The following is a 19,772-nucleotide window of genomic DNA, read 5'->3' on the forward strand; positions in this document are numbered from 1 at the left end:
TATGTTCGGATCAGACCGCATTTTAACATTGGATATTGGAAACAGCAAGATTGTGCTTGCTGAATTCAGGATTTCGGGGCAACAAAACCTTGAATTGATGAATTATGCCGTTTCCCCTCTCGGGATTGACCCTGAGAGCACAACGGACGTTTCGGCCTATATTGTTTCTGGAATAAGGGATGCGATGCAGGCAAGCAATATCCGGCCCGGGCCGGTGAGCGTTTCGGTTTCGGGGCAAATGGTTTTTCCGCGGTATGTGAAGCTCCCCCCTGTCACGCCAGACAAAATTTCCCAGATTGTGAAATATGAAGCGCAGCAGAATGTCCCTTTCCCCATTGACGAAGTGGTGTGGGACTATCAGCTGGTTGGCCAGGATACGGGTGAGTTGAGCGTTCTGTTGGTGGCGGTGAAGGGCGATTTCGTCAAAAACATCACGGACTGCGTGGAGGCGGCCGGGCTCGAGCCGATGCTGGTGGATGTGTCGCCTCTCGCGCTTTATAACGCCGTCCGGTACAATTATTCCGATTTGCCTGGTTGCACCATGATTCTGGATATGGGGGCACGTTCCACGAATGTGGTATTCGTCGAGGGAACCAAAATTTTCAGCCGGAGTATTCCCGTGGCGGGAATGGCCATTACCCGCGATGTCATGAAGGAGTTTGAGTTGTCTTTTGAGGAGGCCGAACAGCTCAAGATCGCGCATGCCTTTGTCGGGTTTGGTGGGGTGTATGAGGGGCATGAAGTGGGGGTGGCGGATCGCACCTCGAAAATTGCCCGTAACATCATGACGCGGTTACATGCCGAGGTTATCCGCACCATTAATTTCTATCGCAGTCAGCAGGGGGGCGCTCAGCCTGAAATGGTGTTGTTGACGGGCGGCTGTTCGGTGATTCCCCAGGCGAACGTGTTCCTGAAGGAAAAACTCAAAATTGAGGTTGATTTCCTCAATCCCTTCCGCAATGTGGCGGTAAACTCCGGTATTTCTTCGGATAAGGTGGCGGAAAATATACATCTGCTGGGTGAAGCGGTCGGGTTGGCACTTCGGCGCACCCTGTCCTGCCCTGTTGAGATTAATCTTCTGCCCCCGGAATTGGTTGCCCGTCGGGTCCTGCAGCGGCGTATCCCGTTTTTCGGGCTGGCGGCAGCCGGACTGGTTTTTATTGTCCTTGTGTTTGGCTTGTTCCTGCATCAGATGAAAGCCCTGGCGGAAGAACGGTTGGTCAAGGTGCAGACGCGCATTGATGCCCTGTCCGCGCCCAACGCCACATTAGGTCAGTTGGCAAAGCAGAAGGAGCAGCTGTATGCCCGTGCGGCGGAGCTGGGGGGGGTACTGCAAAACCGCGTGAGATGGCTGACTATTCTGGATGACTTGCACCAGCGGTTGGTTCCCGGAATGTGGCTGACGTCGATCCGGATCGTGTTGGCAAAAGACGAGAAATCGCCTGCGAAATTTGAGATTAAAGGGATGGCATTCACTGATGAGGTCAATAATCAGGCAATTACCGAATATGTGGCCAAGCTCAAGGGGATTGGCTATTTCACGGATGACCTGCAGATCAAGCGGATCAAGCCGGTGGAGAGCACGGACTATGCCACTGAATTTACTGTGGAAATCGGGCTGAGCCCTGTGCCAGCTCCGGTTGTCAAGGCGGTGCCACTAGCGCCTGAGAGAAAAAACAGTCTGAGCGAGCCAGCCGGCGTCAAGCCCGGCGGCAAGGGGAACCCGTAAGCTATGCAGTCCCGGCGAAAATTATTGGTCATTATTGTGGCGGGTATTCTGGTTTTGCTTCTGGTGGGCGCGGCCACGGTGATGGTCCGCGGATTTTTGCAGTTGCAGGAGGTTGATATAAACCTGCAAAACGCCAGTGAGACGCTGACCACCCTGTATGCGCAAAATCCTTTCCCCTCTGGAGGGAATCTCCGGCTGGAACGTGAAAACATCAGGAGTATTGGTGAGGAATTGATGGGGCTTCAGCGGGCCATGGGGGCGGGACAGGTAGAGCCCGTGGCCCAAAGTCCCGCCAAATGTATCACTCAATTCTGGGAGACCCGGAACTCGTTGCTGGCCCGGGCCGGCACCACCATCAAAGTGGATAAAGGATTCGACTTTGGATTCGGCCGGCACATGAAGGGGGATTTGCCATCGATTCAGGACGTCCCTCGTATCACCCAGCAGCTGAAAATTGTCGAGACATTGTGTGACATTCTCTATGCGGCGAAAATCAGTGCCTTGACCGGTATTTCCCGCCAGGAATTCGAGGCGGATGCGGCGCCTGCGGTGGTGCCTGGCAAGCCGGGTGCGGCGCCTGTAAAGGCCGGAAATGAGATTGTCGTCAAAAATGTGGTGGATGCGATGGCCGGTGTGGTCCCTCCCGGACAGCTATATGGCCGCTGGCGCTTTGCGGTGCAGTTTACCGCACGCGAAAACGCTTTGCTGAACTTGCTGAACGGGTTGTCTCGCAGCCCGGTGTTTGTCGTGGTGAACCGCATGGAGGTCAAGGGGGATGAGAAGGTGTTTGACCGCAAGGAGGCGGAAGCGGTTGCTGCTAAATCGGCGGAGAATCCCGAAGGCACCGATGCCAAGGAGGCTCTGAAGCCGCGTGATGCGAGGGTGGTATGTGGGCGGGATGCCTTGGTGAATGTCAAACTTGAACTGGATGTATATCAGTTCGCCAAGCCTCAGGAGGCTGAGGCGGCCAAGAAGCGGGATGGTGCGAAATGACGACTTCCGGCATCAAAGCCTTTTTTAGGAAAAATTATGACCGGCTGATTGCCGCCGTGGTTCTGGTCGTGTTGCTGTCCTCGCTGGTGTTTCTTGCGGTTCAGGCGAAGATTCAGAAGGCAGGACAACAGGAGTTTGACGGCAAACTTGCGAGGCTGACTCCCAAATTCGAAAAAGCGGATGCAGCAGACAAGACCATTTTCAATAATGCGTTAGAGGCGATTGCGGGGCCCTTTCAAACCGAAGAATGGAAGGCCGGGCTTCTGCTGACACCAGAATTACGAGTGCGCTGTGTGGGGTGTGACCGCCCTATCCCCTATACCGCGACGAACTGCACCTTTAAGGCGTGCGGGGTGGAACAGCCGCCGGACAAAACCAGTGTGGTCGATTCCAATGGTAACGGGGTCCCGGATGAGTGGGAAAAAAAATTCAATCTTTTCGCCATGTCGGGTGATGAACTCTCGGTGGATCATGATAATGACGGGTTTTCGTCCCGTGAGGAGTATGACTGGAAGACGGACCCCCGTGACCCAGGGAGTCACCCACCCTATCTGGCCAAGGTTCGGGTGGCCAGCATCAAGCCGATTCCCTTCCGTATGATTTTCAAAGCGGTCAACCGGGCGGGGGGTAAACTGATTTTTCAGATCAATCTGAGGTTAAATGGGCGCTCCTTCTACAAGAGTTTGGGGGAAGAGGCCGAAGGGTTCAAACTGGTGTCTTATGACGAAAAGGCGGCCGAAGGCCCCACACTGACCCTTGAGCGAAATGGGAAGCTGATTCCCCTGATAAAAGGGCATCAAGTCCCTCGCGATGATTATGAGGTGAAGCTGGTCTCCCTGATGGACGGGACGGTTTTGACGGTGCGGCCGGACGTCGATTTTGAGTTTAAAAATGCCCAGTACAGGGTTAAAAAAGTTGACATAGGGACAGGTCGTGTACTAATAAACGACCCTTTGCGTAATGTGGAAGTTTGGATTGAGCGGCAGGCGCCGGGCGTGGACCAGCCATCTGCAACCTCTAATTTGAAATAAGCTGCAAGGCTGTGATTTAAGAATGCAAGGAGAACGCTTTATGAGATTTTCGCACATGCTCCGTTCCAGTTTGATGGTTATAACCGGAGCTGTTGTCGGCATCACGGCCTATTCCCATGCGGCGAATGCTGTAATCGAGGAGCTTAGTCCTGAGGTTATTGCGGTAGCGGGGACCAATGTGCCTGATGTGGCCGCCCCTGCGAAAGCGCCCAAGGAAGTGGTTGCTGCGCCCGCTATTGAAGAACTGGTTCCCGCCACGGCCCCCAAAGTTGAGGCCCCGGCGGTCGAAGCCCCCGTGGCCACCACCCCGGAGGTCAAGCCGGCCGAAGTTGTTGCGCCAGCCCCCGCCGAAGCAGTCGCACCTGCGGCGGCACCCGTCGCTGAAGCGGCACCTGTTGTTGCACCGGCTCAGCCGGAAGTCAAGGATGCGGTGGCCGCTCCAGCCGCTGAACCCGCTAAGGCCGCCGTTCAAATTCCGCTGATCGAAGAATTGATTCCTGCAGCACCTGCCTCCGCTCCTGCGGCGGCTCCTGCCGAAAAACCTGCCGCGATGATCGAGGAACTCGCCGCCCCCGCCGCAGTCGCTCCTACCGCGGTCGCTCCTGCCGCCGCCCCGGCCGAAGTTCCTGTTGCCCAGGCTGAAGCGCCCACGGCACCGGCTCCGGTTGCGGCCGCTCCTGACTCGGCGACCAAAGAGGCGTTAGAGGCGGCGATGAAAGCCGCCGGCTCTGAAGATCGGGCAACCGCGGTTTCCCAACAGGAGGAAGTCAAGCGCAAGTCCCGTGAAATTGACGGGCGAAAGGCGATGGCCTCCGGGGATCAGGCGTGGAAGGCCGGGGATTATTCTGCGGCCGCGGAATCATATAAGCTTGTGCTCAAGAATCTGCCGCCCATCGAGCGTTTTGCGAAGTTGCGTAATGTGGCCACTCAACGTCTGCCGGAATGTGACTACGAGATGGTCCGCGCCATGTATACTTCGGGGAAATATTCGGAAGCGGTGACCAAGGGTGAGGAATTCATCAAGGTCCGTCCGGACAACCCGCCTTTGCGGAAATTGATTGCCAAGATCAGTGCGCGTCCACCTGACCGCCCCGCAGGCGAAGTGACGGCCGGCGAGAAGCCGGTCGATTCTGAGGTGGAGAAGCAGATGCGTCAGGGCCGTGAGGCGATGGCGGGCCGGGATTATGCCGAAGCACGCCGTCGGTTTGAGTCGGTGTTGGGGATTGAGCCGGATCACCGTGAGGCCATGCGGTATTTGAAAGTGCTGGGCGACCGTGAGTATGGGAATAAGTCAGTTGAGCGCGATGCGACCGCTCGCAAAATGACCGCGGATGTCCGGGATACCTGGAATTCAAAATACAAGGTGATTAAAGGGCGGCCGCAGGCGGTCTCGCAGGTCAGCACCCAGTCGGTTTCGTTGATTGAAGACAAGATGAAAAAAATCATCATCGACGAGGTGGAGTTCCGTCAGGCGAACATGCATGATGTGGTTGATTTCCTGAATAAGCGCAGTCGTGATTGTGATAAATCCGCTGAGGATGAATCGAAAAAGGGTGTGAACATTATCTTTAACCCTAACCCCGGGGGTCCTGCCAGTGCGGCCGTTGCCGCGCCTAGGCCGGCGGCTGACGATCCTTTTGGCGCTCCCGCAGCTGGGGCGGCTGGGGCGGCCTCAGGCGTTCCTGAAGTGACGTTTTCGGCTCGGTATATTACCCTTTATAATGCTTTGAAAATCATCACCAGTGTGTCCGGTCTGAAATGGCGTATTGATGGCGACGTGGTGATGATTATCCCGTTTGACTGGGATCCGGCGACGATTGAAATGCGTATGTATCCCGTTGAACCCACTTTCATTGAACGGGTCAAGCTGACCAGCAGCGCCATGCCCGCCGTGACCACAGTGGGGGGGCGTGAAATGAAGGGGATCGAGCCCGGGGGGAATGCCGAAGGGGTGGCCGACCTGAAGGAAAGCTTCATTCAAATGGGCATGACCTTCCCCAAGGGCTCCACCATCAACTACAACCCAGGCATCGGGAAAGTGATCGTGGCGAATACGTCTGACAATCTCGCTATTTTTGAAAAACTGTTGGGCGAATTGAATGTCGTGCCCATGCAGGTCGAAATCGAAGCCAAATTCGTCGAAGTCAACGAGACCGACCTGTATGAATCCGGTCTGGAATGGTTGCTGACGGATAACTGGGAAATGCTGACGAAAAATAACAGCAATCCCTACGCTCCGATGACCTCCAATCCCCGCATTCAGATGAATGCGAATAGTGCCGACGGTGGATTTACCAAGGGCTTGAACTTCCTGGGTATGCAGGACGGCAAATCGACCGCGATGGCTGGCGGCAAAGGGACCATGGGCGCGATCGCCTCAATTTCCGGGATTCTAACGAACCCCGATCTAACGGTGATTCTCCACGCGTTGGAACAGAATGGTAATGCCGACCTGCTGTCTGCCCCTAAAGTAACGGCGCGATCGGGTGAGCAGGCATTGATCAAGGTTGTGACCGAGTATATCTATCCCACCACATTTGAGGTCCAGGGCGGTCAGATCGGAAATAATTCGGGCGGGAATAATAATAACGCCAACGTGATTCAGGAAACGACGGTGGTTCCTCAGGATTTCGCCACGCGGGAAGTCGGTGTGATTCTGGAGGTGACCCCTGAAGTCAGTCAAGACGGCAACATGATCAGCTTGACGATGAAGCCGCAGGTGGTGACCGATCCGATCTGGTACCAGTATGGGTCGACCGTCCGGCGTGCCGACGGCTCTGAGCAGGTCTTGAATATGCCGCAGCCGTTCTTCCAGGTCCGGGCGATTGAGACCAAGATTTCGATTTATGACGGCGCCACGGTGGCGATGGGTGGGTTGATCACCGAGTCAGTCGATAAGGTCAACGACAAGATCCCTGTGCTTGGGGATATTCCCTTTATCGGCGCTCTGTTCCGCTCTAAATCCGAAAAAAGTGTCAAGCGCAACCTGCTGATTTTCGTGACCGCTAAATTGGTCGATCCCGCCGGGCATCTGATCCGTAATCAAACGCCGGACACCGGAGCGCCTGCTCCGAGCGCTCTGGCGCCCGTTGCGGTCCGTTAAGGTTACGTATGAGTAAACGACGGCTGTTGTTGGTTGACGGGACACAGCTGTTCTACAGGTCGTTCTTCGGTATCAAAAACCTTACCACCCGGGAAGGTATTCCTTCCAATGCCGTTTTTGGATTCATCAGAGGGATTCACCAGTTAATTGAAGGGCGAGCCCCTTCTCATCTTGCCGTGGTATGGGATGGAGGGATTCCTCCGGCCAGGCGCGCCCTTTTGCCGGAGTATAAAGCCCAACGGCCCCCGATGCCTGACGAATTGCGGTCGCAATATCCCTTTATCGTTGAATTTTTGGGCTGTGCCGGGATTCCTTTCATCCGGATGGACCAGGAGGAGGCTGATGATATTCTGGCATCCTTGGCGCAGTGGGCTGAACCCGAGGCGGATGAAGTGATGGTGGCGACCTGCGACAAGGACCTCTTTCAGATGGTGTCAGAGAAGACGGTGTTGCTCGGGTGGGGAAAAGAGGATAAACCCGTCGGACGACAGGCTGTTTTTGAAAAGACGGGGGTCTATCCCGAGCAAATTGTGGCTTGGCTGGCATTGACCGGCGATACGGCGGACAATATTCCCGGGGTTGATGGGGTGGGGGCCAAGACTGCGGCTAAACTTCTGGCAAAATATGGAACAGCGGCGGGGATTTTTCATGATATCGCGTCTGTCCAGCCTGATCGCATCCGGGGGCGCCTGCTTACGGACCGGTCAACAGTGGAACGGAATCTGGCGTTGGTTAAATTAAATACCGCCATGAATTGTTCACCGGGCTGGGAGGCCCTGGCATTCCAACCCGAGCGTCCGGCCACAATGCGCCCGTTTTATGCCCGTATGGAATTCCACTCCTTGATCAAGGGCTGTGATCAAGGCGAATTGTTTTGACGCTGACGGCTGGCTCCTGAAATCTTCCCCACGGCATTTTGCCTTCTGAAAACGTTGACTCTGCTCCGGCATCCTATATCCTTTCCTCCCATGAAAGTTCTAGTTGTAGGTGGTGGCGGGCGTGAACATGCCCTTATCTGGAAGCTCTCGAATGACAGCTGTCATCCGGTGCTTTTTTGTGCTCCGGGAAATGCGGGGACTTTGGAATTGGCGACCAACGTTGCCATTGAGGCGGACAACATTCCCGCGTTGGTCGCCTGGGCCGTGGAGCACCGGCCGGACCTGGTGGTGGTCGGGCCGGAAGTGCCGTTATGCGCCGGACTGACCGATGCGCTCGAGGGGAAAGGCATTCGCGTGTTCGGCCCCTCCCGGGCGGCCGCCCGGCTTGAAGGCAGCAAGGTGTTTGCCAAGGACGTGATGGTGGCAGCAGGGGTGCCGGCGGCACAGTCCAGCACTTTTACGGATGCTCAAAAGGCGATTGATTTTATCAGCGATATTGGCGTCCCGATTGTCATCAAGGCGGAAGGCTTGGCTGCCGGGAAAGGGGTTACCGTTTGTCTCACGCGCGACGAGGCGGAGCGGGCGGTTAAAGAGGCGCTGGTGGATGAGGCGTTTGGTGCAGCTGGTCAGCGGATCCTGGTGGAGGAATTTCTTGAGGGCGAAGAGGTTTCCGTCCTTGCCCTCACGGATGGTGAACATGTGGTGTTGCTGGCCTCGGCACAGGATCATAAACGGGTATTCGACGGGGATAGAGGGCCCAATACCGGAGGAATGGGAGCCTATTCCCCCGCGCCGGCTCTTAAAGAGGCTCAAATGCCCATGATCGAGCGTGAAGTTTTCGGGCGGATCCTGACTGAATTGAAAAGTCGGGGCATTACCTACAAAGGGGTATTATTTGCCGGTCTGATGATGACCGCGAACGGGCCGATGGTGCTTGAATTCAATTGCCGGTTCGGTGATCCCGAAACCCAGGCGATCCTGCCACGCATCCAGGGTGATTTGATTCCGGCGCTGGAAGCCTGCATCGATGGCACCCTCTCCCCTGAGATGATTCAATACAAGCCTGAAGCCTGTGTCTGTGTCGTGATGGCGGCAGGCGGATACCCCGGCCCATACCAGAAGGGTAAGAAAATCGGGGGGCTTAAGGCCGTGGTCGGAATGCCCGGGACCGTGGTGTTCCATGCCGGAACCCAGGCCCGGGACGGCGAGGTGTTCACCGCCGGTGGTCGGGTATTGGGGGTGACGGCCTTGGGAGATGGGCTGAAGGCGGCCGTGGACCGCGCCTATGGGGCCGTTAAGAGAATCAGTTTTGATGGCGCGTTGTTCCGGAGTGATATCGCGGCCAAGGCGTTTCGGAAAGGGTAAGGAGTAGGCATGAAAAGAAAATCAGCAAAAGTCAGCAAGGTCGAGGTGGCGATTGTCATGGGGAGTGATTCTGACTGGCCCCTGTTACAGGAGACGGTCAATACCCTGACGGGGTTCGGGGTCGGGTGTGAGGTGCGCGTCATGTCGGCGCACCGGACGCCGGATCTGGCAGCGGGTTATGCGCGCAAGGCTTCCGCAAACGGCATAAAAGTGATGATTGCCGCAGCGGGTGGGGCGGCACATCTGGCAGGGGTAATCTGCGCGCATACTACGTTGCCGGTGATAGGGATTCCCGTTCCCAGCGGTTTCATGAATGGACTGGACTCGTTGCTGGCAACCGTTCAGATGCCGGCGGGGGTTCCCGTGGCGACCGTGGCGACCGGTAAAGCGGGCGCGGTGAATGCCGCCATTCTGGCTGTCCAGATCCTTGCCCTCGGGCGGCCGGATCTGGCGCAGAAACTGGTGGCGCATAAGATGACGCTGATCGAAAAGGTGAATGCGGGGAATGCCCGCATTCAAAATGAGCTCAGGAATCTGAAATCAGCGTGAGGTTCAGCGGATAGGCGGGGTGAGCGTGAAATCCGGTTGGCACAAATGGAGTCGCCTGGTGATGCTGGGGGGCGGGGTTTGGCTCCTCATCCCGGGGGGCGTCCTGCCGGTGGTCGCCGCCGATAGTCTGGATGAATTTCTGTCCGGGCTGGAGACGAACGGGGTTTTAGTGGACCGCTTGGCCGCCCGCGCGGGTGGGGTTGATGGTATACTCCGATCTATCGATCCGGAGGTGTTCATCAGCAGCGAAACAACCCCGCTGACATCGGACAGGATGGCGGGAGGCAAGGTGCCATCGGTAGTGCAGGCGGTTGAATTATGGCCTGAGAACCTGGCGTATATCAAGGTGTCCGGTCTGGAACCTGGTAGCGGGGAAGAACTACTGGGGCATTTTCAATCCTTGAGCACCAGATCGGGCTTGCTGTTTGATTTAAGGGGTGCCCGAGGTCAGGATCTTGAGTCCGCCTGCATTCTGGCCGGTTTGACGCACCACCCACAGGAGCCCCTTTTTCTCATCACCGACAATCGGGGCATTCCGCTGGCAACGAATACGGTGGCTGGGATGTTTACCCGCCTGCCGTTCCTGCTGATTCTGATGGATGAAGGGACTTCCGGAGCTGCTGAAGCGCTGGTCTCCGTTTTAAAAGGTAGCCCCGGGGTGATGCTACTAGGGGGCAGGACGCGGGGGGATCCGTATCTACGGAATTGGCTGACCCTGCCAGATGGCCGGATGGCGCGACTGGCTACGCGCAAATGGAAGACGATCCTGGGCGAATCTTGCGAAAAGGTCGGGGTCAGGCCGGATGTTGAGGTCACCGCCCGCTCCGGCAGTGGCAATGAAGGGCTTTCGCGAACGAATAAAACTGACCGCGTCTTGAGTCTTAAGTCGGATGCCGACCGGGATCTAATGATGCGGGTGGCGGGAGATGCGGCATTGCAACGGGCCACAGATATTTTGCTTGGCCTTCAGGCGGTGGGGGGCTATGGACGGGAATAACCCCAGCATCATAATGGTCAGGCCTGAAAAAATCGACCAGAAGGCCATCAGCGCCGCCGTAGAAGCCCTGCGGGGCGGGGGGCTGATCATTCTGCCGACTGAGACCGTATACGGGGTTGCCGCCGATCCTGGCGTGCCGGGGGCCGAAGACCGGATCTATGAGGCTAAAGGGCGGGAACGGGGGAAGCCGCTTCCTATGATGGCCGCCTCACTGGAGGCGGTCGAGCGGGCAGGCGCCCTTTTGTCTCCCGCTGCCAGACGTCTGGCCTGCCGCTACTGGCCCGGCCCCCTGACGCTGGTGGTGAACTGCGGGGATCGGGTGGAGGGGTTCCGGGTTCCAGATCATCCGGTGGCTCTGGCGGTTCTGAGTGCAGTGGGGGGCGTGTTGCGTGTGACCAGTGCCAATCAAAGCGGGACCCCTGCCGCGCTGACGGCTGCGGATGCGGTAAAGGCTCTGGGGGGGCGGCTGGCTCTGGCACTGGATGCGGGGCCCGCTACGCTGGGCCGCGAAAGTACGGTGGTGGAGGCAACGGGCGAAACACTGAAAATCCTCCGGCAGGGGGCACTGCCCGCCACCGCAGTTCTGTCACGTCCTAAGGTATGGCTGGTGTGTACCGGGAATACCTGTCGCAGTCCCATGGCGGAACAGTTACTACGCCGATGGCTGGGAAAGGATACCGGCTGGGAGGTGGCTTCGGCGGGGGTTTCCGCCATGGAGGGGCAGCCGGCAAGTGAGGGTGCCAGACAGGTCATGGCGGAAAAAAAACTGGATTTGAGCCTGCACCGCAGCCGTAATCTCGGCGAGGCCCACATTGACGATGCCGACCTCATTGTGGTAATGACAGAGGCGCATCGACGGGCAGTCGTGCGGCGTTTTCCGCAGGTGGCGGAGCGGGTGGTCTTATTGAATACGTTCAGTTCGGCGCACCCCGGTGAGGATGTTCCCGATCCGTTTGGACTGTCCCTGGATGTCTATCGTTCAATTCGGGATGAGATTGATGCGGCAATGCCGGATCTGGTGTTGCACTTGCACAGGTTGTATCAAAAGTAATGCAGGATGAAGGGGCGGGAAAGGGTCATGATGAAAATAGCGATTGGTGCCGATCATGGTGGGTTTGAACTCAAGGAGATACTCCGGGCGGAGTTAAAGAAACACGGAATCATCGTCGAGGATGTGGGGTGTTACAGCCAGGAAGCGGTGGATTATCCTGACTATGCCCGGGCCGTTGCTGTTATGGTGTCCGAGGGGCTTGCCGATCAGGGGATCCTGATTTGCCGGACGGGTCTTGGCATGAGTATGGCCGCCAATAAATTTCCCCGCGTCCGGGCGGCCCTGTGCCTGACCCCTGCCATGGCGAATGCCGCAAGGTCCCACAATGATGCCAATGTGCTCGTGTTCGGCAGTGAGCTGGAATCAACGGACAAGGCCGTGGCGATATGGGACGCCTGGAGCAAGGCGGTTTTTGCGGGCGAGGACCGGCACCAGCGGCGGGTGGACAAGATCGGCTCTGCGAGCGGGGCGGCAGTGGAAGCGGCGGCGGTGGCGGCAACGGATAGCGAGATCTATTTCGCCATCAAGAATGAAGAAGAGCGGGAACTTAAAACGCTGGATTTGATCGCCTCGGAAAACTATGCCAGTCGTGCGGTCCGGGAAGCCCAGGGCTCCGTGATGACCAACAAATATGCCGAGGGATATCCCGGCAAACGCTATTATAACGGGTGTGAGTTTGTGGATGTGGCCGAGCGGTTGGCGATTGACCGGGCCAAGACCCTGTTCGGGGCCGATCATGTCAATGTTCAGCCGCACTGCGGCAGTGCGGCCAATATGGCGGTTTATTTTTCAGTGCTGCAGCCGGGGGACACCATTTTGGCGATGAGTCTCGCGCATGGGGGACATCTGACTCACGGTCACAAAATCAATTTCTCCGGCCGGTTTTTCAACTTCATCCCGTATGGGGTGAATCAGAAGACCGAGAGGATTGATTATGATGAGGTTGCGGCACTGGCGCTCAAGCATAAACCGAAATTGGTGGTGGCGGGCGCCAGCGCGTATTCGCGGGTGTTGGAATTTAAGCGGCTTCGTGAAATTGCCGACAGTGTGGGGGCGATGCTGATGGTGGATATGGCCCACATTGCCGGGTTGATTGCCGCCGGTGTTCACCCCAATCCTGTGCCGTTTGCGGATTTCGTGACCACCACCACGCACAAGACCCTGCGGGGACCGCGTAGCGGCATGGTGCTGTGCCGGGCGAAGTATGCGTCGGAATTGGATAAACAGGTGTTCCCCGGCCTTCAGGGAGGCCCCTTGATGCACACCATTGCGGCCAAGGCCGTTTGTTTCAAGGAGGCCATGACCCCGGCCTTCAAGGCGTATCAGCAGCAGGTCGTGCAAAATGCCAGAACGCTGTCCGCCTATCTAGCGAAGCACAATTTGCGGATTGTTTCCGGGGGAACCGATAACCACCTGATGCTGGTTGATCTGACCGCCAGCGGGATCACCGGGAAGGACGCCTCCACAGCGCTCGAGAAGGCGGGTATGATTGTGAATAAAAATGCCATTCCGTTTGACGTGCGGCCGCCGGCCGTCACCTCAGGAATCCGGATTGGCACGCCCGCCGTTACCACCCGGGGTATGAAAGAGCCGGAAATGGAGCGATTGGGAAGTTGGATCGTGGAGGCCATCAAGCATCAGGCTGATGAGCCTGTGTTGGCACGGATCAAGGCTGAAGTGGTGGCGACAGCGGTAAGATTCCCTGTTCCGTGAGGGGATCTGGGTGGGGGCCCGGACTATGATTCTGAATGACCTGACTTCAAGTGAAATGGCCGACGTGGAAGCGATCGGCCTCCCGAGGAGGGTCGCTCCGGGGGAGGCAATTATCCGCGAAGGTGAAGCCGGATCCTCCTTTTTCCTCGTTCTGGATGGCCGTGTGGAGGTGCGGAAAAGTATCGGGCTTGATAAGCACAAGAAGCTGGTTGAGCTGGGCTCGCTTGATATTTTCGGGGAGGTCTGTTTCCTGGGGGTGGAGTCCCGCTCCGCCAGCGTCCTCGCCCTGGAGTCCACGCATGTTCTGGAGTTTTCGCGGGCTGCGTTTGAAAAATTAATCGTGGCAAAACCGGCCATAGGCCTGAAACTCTATCGAGGGATTGCCCGTGAGCTGGCCCGGCGGCTGGCGTATGTGGACGGTGAACTCCGGGACGCCCTTATCTGGGCGCTGGGTGATATGAAAATTCCTCCGGACCCTACGATTTCCGGCACGCCTCGTAAATTATCACTGACCCCGCTTCAAAGCGCGGCGCCCACCGCTAAAATTGTGGTGGTGTGACCCGGCTTATTTGATCAGGCGGCGTCTCATCATCCAAATCGCCACCGGGAACAGCAGCGCGGTGGTGACAACCAGATAACCGCCGGAAACCGCGATCTGGCCGACCGTAATGGTGCCCAGGCATAAATTGCGCGACAAGGTCACCAGATGGGACAAGGGGAGAAGCCAGGCGACTGCCCGGCCCCAGTCGGGGAGATTTTCCAGGGGGAAGAAAGTGCCGCTGAAGAGGTACATCGGCGTAATGAACAGGAAAATCGGCAGGTTGAACATTTCGATGCTTTGGACAATACCGGTGAAAATCATGCCAATGCAGCCGAACAGCAGTCCTCCCAAAAAGGCCAGGGGAAGGATCCCCAGCCCGGTCGGATAATGAACAAGCCCGAACCCGCTCAGGACGGCCGTCATGATGGTCGCTGTCATGAGGGATTTTGTGGCGCCCCAGACGATTTCACCGGCAATAATCTCATCTACGGAGAGAGGGGTCGCCATGATGGCGTCATAGGTTTTCTGGTAGTACATCCGGACGAAAGACGAAAACGAATTTTCCATGAATGCCGTGTACATGATATTCGTGGCAATAATGGCCGGGGCCATAAATACCACATAGGTCAGGGTGTGCCCTTCATATTGGATCTCCGGGATGAGCAGGCGAAAGCCAAAGCCGAGGGAGGCAATATAGAGGACTGGTTCGAGGAGCGGGGTGAGAAACCCGATCAGCCAGGAGCGCCGCGTGACCAACCAGTCACGCCGCCAGACACGCAGGAGCCGCCAGGAGAGGGAGTAGGTGGGGTGGCTCATTCGCGCAACTCCCTGCCCGTCAGTTTGAGAAAGACGTCTTCAAGGGTCCCCATGCGCAGGATGCAGTTGTCATGGCAGTAGGAACGGGTGATTTCATCGTAGATCGCTTCATTATCTTTACAGTAAATCAGCATGCGGTGCCCGAGGTCTTCGTGATCCAGGGAATGGGCGATGACATAATCCCGTAAGGTCGGGCAGACCGGGCTGTTCTCTATGACCTTATTGCCGACATATTTGGCGATCAGATCCTTCGGGCGGCCTTCAACCAGAATTTTGCCGTGGTCCACAATAATGAGCCGGTCGCACAGGAGGGAGGCCTCCTCCATGTAGTGGGTGGTGAGGAGGATGGTTACGCCCCGCTGCTTGAGTTGGGCCAGCCGGTCCCACAACTGGTGGCGGGTCTGGGGGTCCAGTCCCGTTGTGGGTTCATCCAGAATGAGCAGATCAGGTTCGTTCATCAGGCCCCTGGCGAGCGCCAACCGGCGCATCATCCCGCCGGAAAGGGATTTTACATTCAGTTTCTCCCTGTTTTCAAGACCGAAAAACTCCAATAACCGGGTGGCTCGTTCGCGGGCAACATCGCTGGGGATGCCGAAAAAACCGGCGAATATTTCCAGATTGTCGCGCACCGAAATTTCCTCATCCAGACTGTTGTCCTGATGGCACACGCCAATGCGGGCACGTATTGATCTCCAGTGAGTGGAGATGTCCTCGTCAAACACTTTCAGGGTGCCGCCACTCCGTGGCGAAAAGCCATAGATCATGCGGATGGTCGAGGTTTTTCCCGCGCCGTTAGGGCCCAGCAGGCCGAAGAGTTCCCCCTTCTGCACAGCAAAGGAAATGCCGTCAACGGCAGTGAAAGCGCCATAACATTTGCGGAGCTGCGAGGCTTCGATGACGGGGTTGTCCATAAGGGTTGCTATGGTAGCAACGTCGCCGGGGACTACAATTATTCTTTTTGGCGCAATGCCATGGACAGGGTGGCGATAGTCAGGATATCTTTGCCGCTATGGAACGACGGAGCGGAATATGGATGGCCTCGACTCCCCTGCGGCCCTGGGCCTTGCAGGGGCGGCCGATAACGAGCCGGAAAAGTGATGTGAATCTCCGCTTTGAGGGGGGGATGTTTCAGCTTTGGGAAGGGTTTGGAGGAGGACTGTCCGAGCGGGGGTGGGACGCGCTGGCGTTGCTTAAGGGGGGGGACCGGCTTCGTGCGCTTCACGCCTTATTCAATCACGAGGAGGGGTGCCGGTTCCACTATGCGAGGATTCCCTTTGGGGTTTCCGGGGCAGCCCGTGCCGCCTATCCGCAGCCGGTCGCCCCAAACGATCTGGCGATGAAGACCTTCGTCATGGCCCGTGATCACGAGGCTCTGATTCCATTCCTGCGCACCCCCCTCGACCGGATCCGTAAATTCAAAACGGTGGCCTGCCCCTGGAGTCCGCCCGACTGGATGAAGGAAACCGCAGGCTCAGGGTGTGGGCGGATCAAATGGGAGCCCGGCCTACTGGAGGCGTATGCGCTCTATCTCGCCCGGTATATTCAAGGCTATCGGAAAGCGGGGATCATCATCGATCATATGCTGATCCAGAATAACCCGGCGGATCCGTCAGGGCGGCCGGGTTGCTATTGGACGGGGGCCCAACTTCGTGATTTTATACGGGATTATTGTGGCCCGGTGATGGTGAAGCAGAGAGTGCCTGTGCGGCTGTGGTTAGGGGCCCTGGATTCGCCGGATTACCCGGATTATGCCCTGACGGCCTTGAGTGACCCGATGGCCATGCAGTTTATTGCCGGGGTGGCTTGTCAGCAGGGAGGCCAGCAGACGCTCCTGCGGATCCGGCGGGCCTTTCCGGATATCCGCATGATGCAGTCTGATTGCGGGGCGGGGGACGGGCTCAATACCTGGGGCCAGGGACAGGCGACTTTTGCCGGGATCCAGCAGGCGATTGTGGCCGGGGTGGATGTGTGCTTGTATGATAACCTGGTGTTTCCGGCAGGTGGCACGACCCTGGCGGGACGCCGTCTCAATTCCCTGATCTCGGTCAATGAGATGGACCGGACCTTTGTGCTCACCCCTGACTATTATGTATTGAGGCATTTCTCCTGTTTTGTGGACCGGTATGCCATTCGGCTGGGTCTGACGGGGGAGTGGGCGGACCGGGCGGTGGTGTTTTATAATGAAGATGACGAGAGCCGGGTGCTGATCGTGCAAAACCCGGAGCTGGAGTTCAGGCGTGTGGTGTTGGAGGATAGCGACCGCCGGCTGGTGATGACGCTTCCGCCTCAATCCTTCAACACCATCGTGCTGTAAAAACAAAACCCCCGAACCAGTAACGGTCGGGGGTTTTGGCAAAACGGCTTGGCCGTAATGGGCTTAACGCTTCGAGAACTGGAAGCGTTTGCGGGCTCCAGGCTGACCGTATTTTTTGCGTTCCTTCATACGGGAATCGCGGGTCATGCAGCCACTGGCCTTAAGGGCCGCGCGGAGCGACGGATCTGACAACTGCAAGGCGCGGGAGATCGCCTGGCGAAGTGCACCCGCCTGGCCCACGGTACCGCCGCCAATCAGGCGGGCCGTCAGGTCAAACTTGGTGAGTGTATCGGTCAGCTTCATGGGCTGCTCGATGAACTTGATGACGGCTTCGTTGCCGAAATAGATGGTCGGGTCCTTCTTGTTCACGACCCACTTGCCGGTTCCGGGGGTGAGACACACCCGGGCGACCGATGTTTTCCTGCTACCTGATGCACGATAATCTGCGACTTTTTCTGCCACTGGGATACCCTCGTTACTTGATGTCAATTACTTTAGGGTTCTGAGCGGCATGAGAATGCTCAGCGCCCGAAAAAACCTTCAAACGTTTAATAATCTTCCGGCTCATATGATTGCCCGGAAGCATGCCTTCAACCGCTTTCGTGATCATCCGGTCGGGATGGCGCTCGCGCATGGCCGCCACTGTTGTGGTCTTATGGCCGCCCCGGAAGCCGGTGTAGCGCTCATAGATCTTCTTTTCGTTCTTGGTTCCGGTAAGCTTTACGTCCTTGGCATTGATAACGATGACAAAATCACCGGTATCAATATGGTTCGTAAATGTCGCCTTGGTACGCCCACGAAGCAAATTCGCCACCTTGACGGCCATGCGTCCCAGGGGTTTCTCTGCAGCGTCAACAATAAACCAATTACGCTTGATTTCGCTCTCTTTGGGTAGAGATGTCTTCATTCTTTGTTCAACCTTTCAGGCCATAAAAAGCGGGCTTGTTTACTTCATTTCGGGGGGATGTGTCAAACACTATTTCCACCTGATGCTCCTTTCGTCGCCACCCGGCCGGAAGAGGAACTGCATGAATTAAGGGGGCACTCTATCGGGAATCACAAGAAAAGTGAAGGAGAATCGGCTTTCTTTCTCTCCGGATTGGCTTTTCCGGTAGCATGCGATAAGGTGAGGGCCATATTTAACGGACAGGGAGGCGCTTATGGTGGAATCAATGTTAACAGCGGCCATCCGCGATTTAAAATCGCTGGCGGGGCAGACGGTGCGGTTGCGTGGATGGTTGCACGGGAAGCGGGCTGGAGGGAAAGTGGTCTTTTTGCTGGTGCGCGATGGGACCGGACTGTGTCAGTGTGTGGTAGAGGGGGCGGTGACGGACGCTTTTGCCAAAGCCAATGAGGTGACGCAGGAGTCTTCGATGACAGTAACCGGCATGGTCCGTCTGGATGAGCGCGCGCCGGGCGGGGCGGAACTGGCCGTCACGGGCATCGAGGTGCTTCAGCTCTCAAAGGATTACCCGATCAGCCGGAAGGTGCATGGAATTGATTTCCTGATGGATCACCGGCATTTGTGGCTCCGGTCCCCGCGGCCTGCCGCCATCTTGCGGGTGCGCCATACTGTGATCCGGGCGATTAGGGACTTCTTTGATTCAAATGGATTCACGCTGGTGGATATGCCGATCTTAGTGCCGGGTGCCGGTGAAGACCGGCAATCCCTGTTTCCTGTAGATTATTTTGGCGAGAAGCTGTTCCTGAGTCAGACGGGCCAGCTTTATCTCGAAAGCGCCTGTATGTCATTGGGGAAGGTCTATTGCTTCGGGCCGACGTTCCGTGCCGAGAAATCCAAAACGCGCCGGCACCTGACGGAGTTCTGGATGGTGGAGCCGGAAATCGCTTTTGCCGAGCTGGACGAGGTGGTGGCGCTGGCGGAGGATATGATTTGCGCCATTGTGGCGGCCGTTCTGGAAAAGAACCGGGAGGACCTGGCCGTGCTGGGGCGCGATGTGGCCGCTTTGGAGAAAATCGTGAAGCCGTTTCCGCGGATCACCTATACAGAGGCCGGTGACTTGTTAAGGGGGGCGCCCATGCGCCAGAAGTTGGAACAGGAACTGGATCAGGAAAAGCGGCGTCTGCAGGGGTTGCAGTCGGACCTGGAGGCGGCGGAGGCCTTGCTGGCCAAGGCAAAAAAGGGATGGCAGCAGGAGCAACAGGAAACGCGGGTCCGGGAACTCCGCGAGGAGGTGCATGAGTGTGAGCAGGATATCCTGGTCCGTCCTGAACATATCCGGTTGGCTCAGGCATTTGCCTGGGGGGAAGATCTGGGGGGGAGTGACGAGACGATTGTATCACGGCAATTCGACCGGCCGGTCTTCGTCACCGGTTATCCCCGCGACGCCAAGGCGTTCTATATGAAGGTGTCCCCGGATGACCCCCGCACCGTGCGGAACTTCGATCTGCTGGCCCCGGAGGGCTATGGTGAGATTATTGGCGGGAGCCAGCGGGAGGAGGATTCCGGTGTGATTGAGGAGAGTATGAAGTCCAAGGGTTTGCGGCCCGAGGATTATGCCTGGTATCTGGACCTCCGCCGCTATGGCAGTGTGCCGCATGGGGGATTTGGACTGGGAGTGGAGCGGACGCTGACCTGGTTGTGCGGGCTCAAGCATGTCCGCGAGACCATTGCGTTTCCGCGCACCATGGGCCGGGTCTATCCGTAATTCAGCGCAACGGATTATTGACG

The 19,772-nt window shown here is 57.3% G+C and carries 17 protein-coding genes; 13 read left to right on the forward strand and 4 right to left on the reverse strand.

The features are described from left to right. Position 1 precedes the first annotated feature (1 nt). The 11 genes from pilM (at position 2) to WCS52_00775 (ending at position 13,968) form a co-directional block, all read left to right on the forward strand. Positions 2-1,729: a type IV pilus assembly protein PilM gene (pilM, locus tag WCS52_00725; GenBank protein ID MEI6165695.1), complete on the forward strand. Its 1,728-nt coding sequence runs from the start codon at positions 2-4 to the stop codon at positions 1,727-1,729. Positions 1,730-1,732: 3 nt separating this feature from the next. After that, positions 1,733-2,722: an Amuc_1100 family pilus-like protein gene (locus WCS52_00730; protein ID MEI6165696.1), complete on the forward strand. Its 990-nt coding sequence runs from the start codon at positions 1,733-1,735 to the stop codon at positions 2,720-2,722. Beyond that, positions 2,719-3,753, forward strand: coding sequence for an Amuc_1099 family pilus-like system protein (locus tag WCS52_00735; protein ID MEI6165697.1), 1,035 nt, complete (start codon positions 2,719-2,721; stop codon positions 3,751-3,753). The genes WCS52_00730 and WCS52_00735 overlap by 4 nt, the downstream gene beginning before the upstream one ends. Positions 3,754-3,793: 40 nt before the next feature. Continuing rightward, positions 3,794-6,856, forward strand: coding sequence for a tetratricopeptide repeat protein (locus tag WCS52_00740; protein MEI6165698.1), 3,063 nt, complete (start codon positions 3,794-3,796; stop codon positions 6,854-6,856). 8 nt (positions 6,857-6,864) lie between these two features. Further along, positions 6,865-7,734, forward strand: coding sequence for a 5'-3' exonuclease H3TH domain-containing protein (locus WCS52_00745; GenBank protein ID MEI6165699.1), 870 nt, complete (start codon positions 6,865-6,867; stop codon positions 7,732-7,734). Between the two features lie 90 nt (positions 7,735-7,824). Continuing rightward, positions 7,825-9,099, forward strand: a complete 1,275-nt coding sequence (gene purD, locus WCS52_00750) for a phosphoribosylamine--glycine ligase (protein MEI6165700.1) — start codon at positions 7,825-7,827, stop codon at positions 9,097-9,099. Between the two features lie 9 nt (positions 9,100-9,108). Continuing rightward, positions 9,109-9,648 carry a 5-(carboxyamino)imidazole ribonucleotide mutase gene (gene purE, locus WCS52_00755; GenBank protein MEI6165701.1) on the forward strand — a complete coding sequence of 180 codons (540 nt, stop codon included), beginning with the start codon at positions 9,109-9,111 and terminating at the stop codon, positions 9,646-9,648. Between the two features lie 19 nt (positions 9,649-9,667). Continuing rightward, complete coding sequence (locus tag WCS52_00760) at positions 9,668-10,645, forward strand: S41 family peptidase (protein MEI6165702.1); 978 nt, start codon at positions 9,668-9,670, stop codon at positions 10,643-10,645. Next, complete coding sequence (locus tag WCS52_00765; protein ID MEI6165703.1) at positions 10,632-11,696, forward strand: L-threonylcarbamoyladenylate synthase; 1,065 nt, start codon at positions 10,632-10,634, stop codon at positions 11,694-11,696. The genes WCS52_00760 and WCS52_00765 overlap by 14 nt, the downstream gene beginning before the upstream one ends. A gap of 27 nt (positions 11,697-11,723) precedes the next feature. Further along, positions 11,724-13,409, forward strand: a complete 1,686-nt coding sequence (rpiB, locus tag WCS52_00770) for a ribose 5-phosphate isomerase B (GenBank protein MEI6165704.1) — start codon at positions 11,724-11,726, stop codon at positions 13,407-13,409. A 25-nt stretch (positions 13,410-13,434) separates the two neighbouring features. Beyond that, on the forward strand, positions 13,435-13,968 hold the full coding sequence (locus WCS52_00775; protein ID MEI6165705.1) for a cyclic nucleotide-binding domain-containing protein: 534 nt from the start codon (positions 13,435-13,437) through the stop codon (positions 13,966-13,968). Between the two features lie 6 nt (positions 13,969-13,974). Here the strand turns inward: WCS52_00775 and WCS52_00780 are convergent, their stop codons facing one another. Continuing rightward, positions 13,975-14,766, reverse strand: coding sequence for an ABC transporter permease (locus WCS52_00780; GenBank protein MEI6165706.1), 792 nt, complete (start codon positions 14,764-14,766; stop codon positions 13,975-13,977). Then, complete coding sequence (locus WCS52_00785) at positions 14,763-15,677, reverse strand: ABC transporter ATP-binding protein (protein ID MEI6165707.1); 915 nt, start codon at positions 15,675-15,677, stop codon at positions 14,763-14,765. The genes WCS52_00780 and WCS52_00785 overlap by 4 nt, the downstream gene beginning before the upstream one ends. Positions 15,678-15,775: 98 nt before the next feature. On the opposite strand from WCS52_00785, the gene WCS52_00790 reads away from it, so the two are divergent. Next, positions 15,776-17,080, forward strand: a complete 1,305-nt coding sequence (locus WCS52_00790; GenBank protein MEI6165708.1) for a hypothetical protein — start codon at positions 15,776-15,778, stop codon at positions 17,078-17,080. A gap of 63 nt (positions 17,081-17,143) precedes the next feature. On the opposite strand, the gene rpsI is transcribed toward WCS52_00790, so the two are convergent. Together rpsI and rplM are read right to left on the reverse strand one after the other, a co-directional pair. Next, positions 17,144-17,542 carry a 30S ribosomal protein S9 gene (gene rpsI / locus WCS52_00795; protein MEI6165709.1) on the reverse strand — a complete coding sequence of 133 codons (399 nt, stop codon included), beginning with the start codon at positions 17,540-17,542 and terminating at the stop codon, positions 17,144-17,146. 13 nt (positions 17,543-17,555) lie between these two features. Then, positions 17,556-17,987 (reverse strand): 50S ribosomal protein L13, encoded by a 432-nt coding sequence (gene rplM, locus WCS52_00800; GenBank protein ID MEI6165710.1) that lies wholly within the window; start codon positions 17,985-17,987, stop codon positions 17,556-17,558. Positions 17,988-18,240: 253 nt separating this feature from the next. Here rplM and WCS52_00805 point away from each other — a divergent pair, with 253 nt between their 5' ends. Next, complete coding sequence (locus WCS52_00805) at positions 18,241-19,749, forward strand: asparagine--tRNA ligase (protein MEI6165711.1); 1,509 nt, start codon at positions 18,241-18,243, stop codon at positions 19,747-19,749. Positions 19,750-19,772 lie beyond the last annotated feature (23 nt).

This window comes from bacterium (assembly GCA_037128595.1).
Lineage (GTDB): Bacteria > Verrucomicrobiota > Kiritimatiellia > CAIKKV01 > CAITUY01 > JAABPW01.